At 52.9% G+C, this 7,365-nt stretch carries 6 protein-coding genes; 2 read left to right on the top strand and 4 right to left on the bottom strand.

What is annotated here, in order from left to right; genetic code table 11:
* Positions 1–102: 102 nt before the first annotated feature.
* From EJP87_RS11950 to EJP87_RS17855, 4 genes are all read right to left on the bottom strand, one after another.
* Complete coding sequence (locus EJP87_RS11950; protein ID WP_130472109.1) at positions 103–360, bottom strand: type II toxin-antitoxin system RelE family toxin; 258 nt, start codon at positions 358–360, stop codon at positions 103–105.
* The gene (locus tag EJP87_RS11955) at positions 350–586 is read right to left on the bottom strand and encodes a hypothetical protein (protein ID WP_130472110.1); all 237 of its coding nucleotides are present in this window, start codon (positions 584–586) and stop codon (positions 350–352) included. The genes EJP87_RS11950 and EJP87_RS11955 overlap by 11 nt, the downstream gene beginning before the upstream one ends.
* Before the next feature lie 2 nt (positions 587–588).
* Entirely contained in the window at positions 589–1,806 is a 1,218-nt protein-coding gene (locus EJP87_RS11960; RefSeq protein WP_130472111.1) for a site-specific integrase, read from the bottom strand.
* 520 nt (positions 1,807–2,326) lie between these two features.
* Complete coding sequence (locus tag EJP87_RS17855; RefSeq protein WP_227657603.1) at positions 2,327–2,785, bottom strand: helix-turn-helix transcriptional regulator; 459 nt, start codon at positions 2,783–2,785, stop codon at positions 2,327–2,329.
* A gap of 94 nt (positions 2,786–2,879) precedes the next feature.
* Here EJP87_RS17855 and EJP87_RS11970 point away from each other — a divergent pair, with 94 nt between their 5' ends.
* The gene (locus EJP87_RS11970; RefSeq protein WP_130472112.1) at positions 2,880–6,695 is read left to right on the top strand and encodes a PAS domain S-box protein; all 3,816 of its coding nucleotides are present in this window, start codon (positions 2,880–2,882) and stop codon (positions 6,693–6,695) included.
* 115 nt (positions 6,696–6,810) lie between these two features.
* Positions 6,811–7,194 (top strand): response regulator, encoded by a 384-nt coding sequence (locus EJP87_RS11975; protein WP_193771332.1) that lies wholly within the window; start codon positions 6,811–6,813, stop codon positions 7,192–7,194.
* The last annotated feature ends 171 nt before the right edge of the window (positions 7,195–7,365 follow it).

The following is a 7,365-nucleotide window of genomic DNA, read 5'->3' on the forward strand; positions in this document are numbered from 1 at the left end:
CCTTCAATGAAGTTGCCCGGCCAGGGGGTTGAAGGTTTCCCCCTTTTCCATTGGCCGATGTAGGCCGGGCATTCTGTTCACCGGGTTGCCGGTGGTATTCTGTTATCTGTAGACCTCGCGGCGGTTGCCAACTTTGACGATAAGGACAACCAATTGATCATCTTCAATTGTGTAAATAATCCGATGATCTCCAACCCGTATACGCCAAGACTCTGAAGAGCCTTTCATCTTTATTGCTGTATGTGGACGAGGATCAACTTCCAGACGGTCAATGGCACTTCTCACACGCTGCCAGATGGTGCATGGAAGTGCATCAATTTGTTTTTGAACCCGATCAGGAACGACAATTTTATAGGGCATGCTTGGCGTCCATTTCTGCTTTGACAACCTCCCATGGAATGCCAACCTCACCACTCTCTTTGAATTCTCGGTAGACTCGATCAGCGTCTATGGCATCCTGGCGGTCTTCCCAATCCTCCAGGAAACGGTCCAATGCTTCCCGAATCAACTCCTCAAGGGGTCGGCCTGTCTCCTTGGCAACAAACTGAAACATCTCCTCCATGTCGGCGGGAATGGCAATGGTCATGGTTATCCTCCTGTGCTTTGGCGTGGGGTCAAGGGAATGATGTTATCCGACTCAGCTTTGCCTGTCATAGCCGCGTGGATGTGCTCTCCGATCATGCGGGTTGCCTTCTTCAATGGATCGTCGGAAAGGTGAGCATAACGCTGCGTGGTGGCCGCCTGGGTGTGGCCCAGCAACTTGCCTATCACTGGCAGACTCATGCCCATGGATGCTCCTATGCTGGCGTATGCGTGCCTTAGATCATGAATGCGCAGTGTCGGCATGCCTGCCGCCTCACGGATGGCCCGCCATGCTCGGTTGATGTTCACCATGGCATGGCCGCTCACCTTGCCAACTATCACATGCGGGTTGTCTTCGATCCTGGGAAGAGTGGCCAGGAGTTCCAACGCTGGCGGATTCAATGGGATATTCTTCGCTCCGGTCTTACTGTCAGCCAATCGCAGCACGCCATACTGAAAATCTACCTCGCCCCATGTCAGGGTCAATATCTCGCTCAGTCTGGCACCTGTCAGGATCAACAATCGGATGGCCGCCAGCACGTAAGGGGAAGTTGTACCGCTCCGCTCTGTATCAGCAATGGCCTGTCCCAGCCTCAAAAGCTCATCATCGCTTAGGATGCGTTCCCGCTTCTCTTCCCGGTATTGCTTGATGTGTACAATCGGGTTTGTATGGTCTGGCCTTATGCCAACCGATTCCATCCAGTTGTAGAGAATGGAAAGCAGTTCTATCACGCGATTTGCCTGGTAAGGAGTCTTCTGCATTGAATTGTGTAACTTGGCGATCTGGCTTCTCTGAAGGGCATCAACTCGATACTTGCCCAATTGCGGGATGATGATTCTATCAAAGAGTCGTCGGTACTCGGTAACGGTACGTGGTTTGTTTTTGACTGCAACATGCTCTCGCTGAAACCGCTCTGCCACATCAGCAATCGTGGGAACACTTTTCTCTGCCGCTTTAGACTCTGCCGGGTCTTTGCCCTCACTGACAGCCCCCAACAGCCGCACAGCCTCCTGTCTGGCTTGGTCTGGTGTCCATGGTGAACCGTGCTGGCCGATGGTGTAGCGCCGGAGTCGCCCAGCATGCCGATACTGAAGTAGGTAAATTCTCTTGCCAGCCGGAGTAAACTTGACGCCGAAACCTTTTGTCTCAGTGTCCCATAGGAACGTATCAGCTTCTGGAGTCGCCATAGAGTCAATCAATCTTTTGCTGATTTTTGCTTGCATATCGTCTCTCCGATTTGAATCTGTTGTCCTCGGCAATCAACCAGTTGACCGCTTCCAGCAATCACACAGCAATCATTTGGAAGAAAAATAGCGGAAACACTCGGAAACGTCAAGAAGAGAATTGCTTTATTTTACGGTACTTGTGGAAGGTGTCAGAAAGGCCAAGAAAGCCAGGACAACCAACTACGAACCAGTAGGCCGGAGGTTCGAATCCTTCCGAGTGCGCCAATAAAAGCAAACAGTGACGGTCACCAACTTGGTGGCCGTTTTTGTTTGGGGTGTCCGGTAATGGCAAATTTTGTGTGTCCCGTAATGGCAAATTTGGGATAATGACCCAATCATCCCACAAGAAGAGGAGTGAGGGATCAAGCTGGAGGTGCGGATTCATGGCCTGGTGAAGCAGCGCTTTTGCATCTTCACAGCAGCTCACTCTGTTCCGACAGTGTGGCCGTTACCAGAGGAGAGAATACTCTCCTCCTCCGGTTACTGCACACCACTTCTCTCCTGTACCATCGCCGCATCAAGCCAATGAATCGGTTGCCGACGCAGTTGTCGTGCTCTGCTCAGAGGCCAGCGAGGGCTCCACCGCACTTTTTTTGCCCGCACTCTTCTGGCGCAGATAATCCTCCGGTTGCCGACTCAAGGCCGGGCTGATTCGTGGATCGTGTGTCGATTGCACAAAATGGGTTTCGATCCAGCCATCCAAATCGGCTACCTTGTAGAGAATTTTTCCGCCGACTTTGGCATAACGTGGGCCATTGCCATAGGTGCGCATCTTGGCCAAAGTGGCAGCAGAGAGTTTAATACGCGCTGCCGCACTTTTTGCCTCTAAATAGATATCTTGTCCAGCCATGATTTTGCTACTCCGTGTAAAAAAGAGGGTGCCGGGTTGATCACGCCCTGCACCGATACTGTTGTACAACATGGGAAAGAGTATACCTCGCTTGGCCAGAAAAGGGCACATGAAGGGGTTCAGCATCTTTATTTGCAAAAAGGCAATGCTTTCGCTATCCTAGCCTTCTATTGCACATTTTGCGCTTTTCTTTTTTTTCCCGCTTGCCACAGGATTTTTGATGAGCCATCCCTCTCTCTTTCGGCAGAGCCTGTTACTCTTTGTGGTCAGTACTGGCATCTTAAGCCTGCTTGCCGGAGCACTCTTTTATTCTGCAAACCAACTGCCGCTCTGGCAGATGTTGGCGCTGCTGGTGTTGAGCGCCGCACTGCTGACCACGTTACTGCTACGCCAGGTCAGTCGCAGACATTGGCAGGTCCAGAAACAGTTGCAGCAACAGGAATCGTCGCTGCGGGCAATGCACCAACAACTGGAACATGAACAGCATTTTCTGAAAAGCATCATCCAGAATATTCCAGAGCTGGTTTGGATGAAGGATGCACAAGGGTGCTATTTGATCTGCAACCATGAGTTTGAGCGCTTTTTTGGCAAGCCCGAAGAGGAGATTCTCGGCAAGAGTGACTATGATTTTATGACGCGGGAGTTGGCCGATTTTTTCCGCGCCCATGATCAACTGGCGGCAGCGGCAGGCAAGCCTACCACGAACGAAGAGTGGATCACCTATGCCGATGATGGCCATCGGGCGCTGTTGGTCACCATCAAGACACCACTCTATGACCAGAACGGTCAGTTGTGGGGTGTCTTGGGAATTGCCCATGATATTACCGCACTGCGCCAGCAAGAGGATGCCTTGCGTGAGAGTCAGGAGACCTTGCGCATCGCCCAGGAGGTGGCACAAGTCGGCAGTTGGCGGTTGCAACTGGACAGCCAGCAGATGTTTTGTTCCGAGGAGAGCTGTCGTATTTTTGGCTTTTCCGAATGCAAACAGTTACAATTACAGGATTTTGCCGCCTGTGTGCCCAGCGAGGAGCATGCAATGCTGGCTGAAGAGTGGCAAAAAGCCCTCGAGGGTGGCGCCTATGATGTGGAGCATCGCATTATTGTGCGCGGGAGGATGCGTTGGGTACGGGCACGGGCGTTGTTGCGGCAGGACAGCGCAGGCAATCAGGCGATGATCGGTACCGTACAGGATATTACCGAGCGCAAAGAGCTGGAAGATAGTCTGCAAAAAAATCTGGAACTGGTGCGTGCCATTATTGATGGCTCACCAGTAGCCATGGCCTTGAATGATCCACAAGGCAATATCACCTATCTCAATCCAGCTTTTGAGCACACCTTTGGTTATAATTTGGCTGAGATTTCCACGTTGCAGGAGTGGTGGCCACGTGCCTATCCCGATGCAGAGTATCGCCAAGAGGTGGCAGTGCAGTGGCAGCAACACCTGGAGCAGGCGCAACGGACTCAGAAAGCTTTTGTTCCGGTTGAGGTACGTATTCGCTGTAAAGGAGGTGAAGAGCGCACGGTGATTGTCAGTGCCACACCGTTGCATGGCTCTTTTGCGGAGATCGTTTTGGTGAGTTTGTTTGATATCAGCGCCCGCAAAGCGGCAGAGCGGGCCTTGCTGGAGAGCCAACAGCGCTATCGGGCTCTCTTTGAGTCGGCACCGGATGCCATTCTGGTGGCGGAAGCGGCGACCGGGTTGGTAGTTGATGCCAATCAAAAGGCGTGTGTCTTGTTGGGGCGCACACTGCCCGAACTGCTGACCATGCACCAGAGCGCGCTGCATCCACCTGAGTTGCGGAACGAGTTGCAACGGGAGTTTGCCAGGCATGCCCTGCGTCGGGTGGAGGATTTTGCCGATCCGCTGCAGACCGCTGTCTTGCATGCCAATGGGACGATCATTCCGGTGGAGATCAGTGGTTGTGTGGTGCCGGTTGAGGGACGGGCGTTGGTGTTGGGTATATTCCGCAATGTGGCGCGATACAAACAATTGGAGGCGGCCATCGCTGACAAGGATGCGCAATATCGCCTGATGCTGGAGACCCTGCCCGATGGCTATTGGAGCGTGGATGGGCAAACAGGAACTATTACCGATGTCAATACCGCCTATCTGCAACGATCTGGCTATACGCGCGCCGAGTTGCTGGGCAAACATATCTCCGAGCTGGATGCCACGGAGAGTCTGGCCGAGGTCCATGCCCATATCGAAAATATATTACACAGTGGTGGCGATAACTTTGAAACCTGGCATCGCAGCAAAGATGGCAAGAGGTGGCCGGTGGAGATTACCACCACGGTCTCCTCAACTTTGGGAGGCAGAATAGCCTCTTTTGCACGTGATATCAGCCAGCGCAAGCAGGAAGAGGAGAGGATTCGTCGGGATAATCTGGTGCATCAACAGTTGGCCAAGCTGGGCAAGGAGCTGTTGGAGGCACGCAACAGCCGTTTGCCATTGTTGTGTCGCAAGGTGTTGGAGTGTTGCAAGGAGGTGACTGGCAGCCCTTATGGCTATGTCAATGTGCGCGATCCCTATCATGGGGGGTGGCAGAACGTGGTGTTGGATCGGCAATGGCTTCCCTTTCCGGAGGATGACGACAGGGAAGGGTTGCCTTTGCCGGCAGAAATTGCGCCATGGGGTGAGGCGTTGCGGCAACGCCGTGCCTTTTTGTGCAACCAGCCGCAGCGCTTCGACCATTTTTATGGGATTGCTCTACCCTCTTTCCAGTGTCAACGGCAGTTGGTGGTGCCGGTATGGCGCGGCGAACAGGTGATTGCTGAGTTGGCGGTGGTGGAGAGTGCCAGCGATTATACGGCAGAGCAAGAGGTGATCATGGCTGGGGTGGCTGACATCTTCGCCATTGCTTTGGAACGATTTGCCTTGGAGCGGCAGTTGCAGCAGGCGATCAAGATGGAGGCAATTGGCACTTTGAGTGCCGGCATTGCCCATGATTTCAATAATATATTAGGTATCATCATGGGTTTTGCCGAATTGGCACAACGCAAAAGCAAGGAGCATAAACGGGTCAAGGAGAGTCTGGAGGAGATCTTATTGGCCAGTACGCGCGCCAAGAGTTTGGTGGATCAACTGCTCACCTTTAGTCGCAAAAAGAGTGGAGAGCATGGTCGGGTGTTGTTGTCGGCCATTGTCAAGGAGGTGGAGAGCTTTTTGCGCCATACCATTCCGCCCACCATTCTTCTGGAGGTAGCCATTGGTGAGGGGGGATTTCCGGTACAGGGCGATGCCGGGCAGTTGCATCAACTGTTGTTGAATCTGTGCAGTAATGCCCGGCAGGCGATGCGTGGAGAGCATGGGCGGATTGCCGTGCGTGTGCAACGGGCCGTTCTCAATTGGGAAGAGGCGCACGCTTTGGCTTTGCCGGAGGGAGAGTATGCCTGTTTGCAGGTGCAGGATAGCGGGGTGGGGATGAGCAAGGAGGTGGTGGAGCATATTTTTGAACCGTTCTTTACCACCAAAGAGATTGGCAAAGGAACAGGCTTGGGCCTGTCGGTGGTTCATGGCATCGTCACTGGTCATCATGGGGCGATACATGTGCAGAGTACCCCCGGTCAAGGCAGTCTGTTTGCGGTCTATTTGCCGATGCTCCAGGAAGATAAAGCTCTCCAACAACCGTTCGCCGGCAAGAGTGGTGCGCAGCATGCCGGTTCCGGGAGGATCTTGGTTGTCGATGATGAGGTGCAGATTGTGACCATTTATGAGCAGTTGCTGACCATTGCTGGTTATGAGGTGGTCGCGGTCAGTGATGCCTTGGAGGCGTTGCACCTCGTGGTGGCCCAACCCGACCGTTTTACCGCCATTATTACCGATCAGGCGATGCCGGGTATGAGTGGTGTGGAGTTGGCCGCACGCATCAAAGCGCTGGCGGCGACACTACCGATTCTTTTGTGTACCGGTTTGGGAGAGACCAGCTTGGCCGACAGCGAGCAGTTGCGTTGTGTCGATGCGGTGTTGCACAAGCCGGTTCCTTTGTCGGTCTTGCGCGCTGCATTGGATAAGCTGCTGCAGCGTTCCTCCTGAGCCAGGGAAGTGATAGTATATATTTCAAGATAGACATATTTTGCGATTTATTTTCCTTTTGGGATAGAATATCCTGTACAGATGTTTCCCCATTCAGTTCATGGAGCAGAGAAAGATGAAAAGGATTTTATTGGTGGATGATGAAGAGCAGATGCGCCATTTGTTGCGTCTGATGTTGGAAGATGCGGGTTATGAGGTAGGGGTGGCGACTAATGGCAATGAGGCGATAGCTCTATGGCGGGAACAGGGACCATGGGATCTGCTGTTGTGTGATATTCTCATGCCGGAGCGGGATGGCATTGAGACTATTATTGCCATTCACGGCGAAAATGCCCAACAGGTGATGATTGCCATGACCGGTGGTGGCAACTATCATATCTTGCAGGTCGAGGAGTTGTTGGGAGTGGCCAAAATGTTTGGTGCCAAACAGGTGTTGCGCAAACCTTTTTCTCTGCACCAGTTGTTGAATGCCGTGGAGAATGCGCAAAAAGCGGCCTGATCTATGGATAAAGAGCTGCAAAAACTCAGGGCAATCGCATTTGAAAACCAGAAAATTATTATGGAGGTCCAGGAGGAGATTATCTCCTCCTGGTGGGTGCAGGGCAAAGCCCTGCTGAAAATGTGCGGCGTTTCACAGAAGCGAATGCTTAAGCATTCGCGCACGCCGCAC

The sequence above is a fragment of the Candidatus Magnetaquicoccus inordinatus genome (genome assembly GCF_004217665.1).
Taxonomy (GTDB): domain Bacteria; phylum Pseudomonadota; class Magnetococcia; order Magnetococcales; family Magnetaquicoccaceae; genus Magnetaquicoccus; species Magnetaquicoccus inordinatus.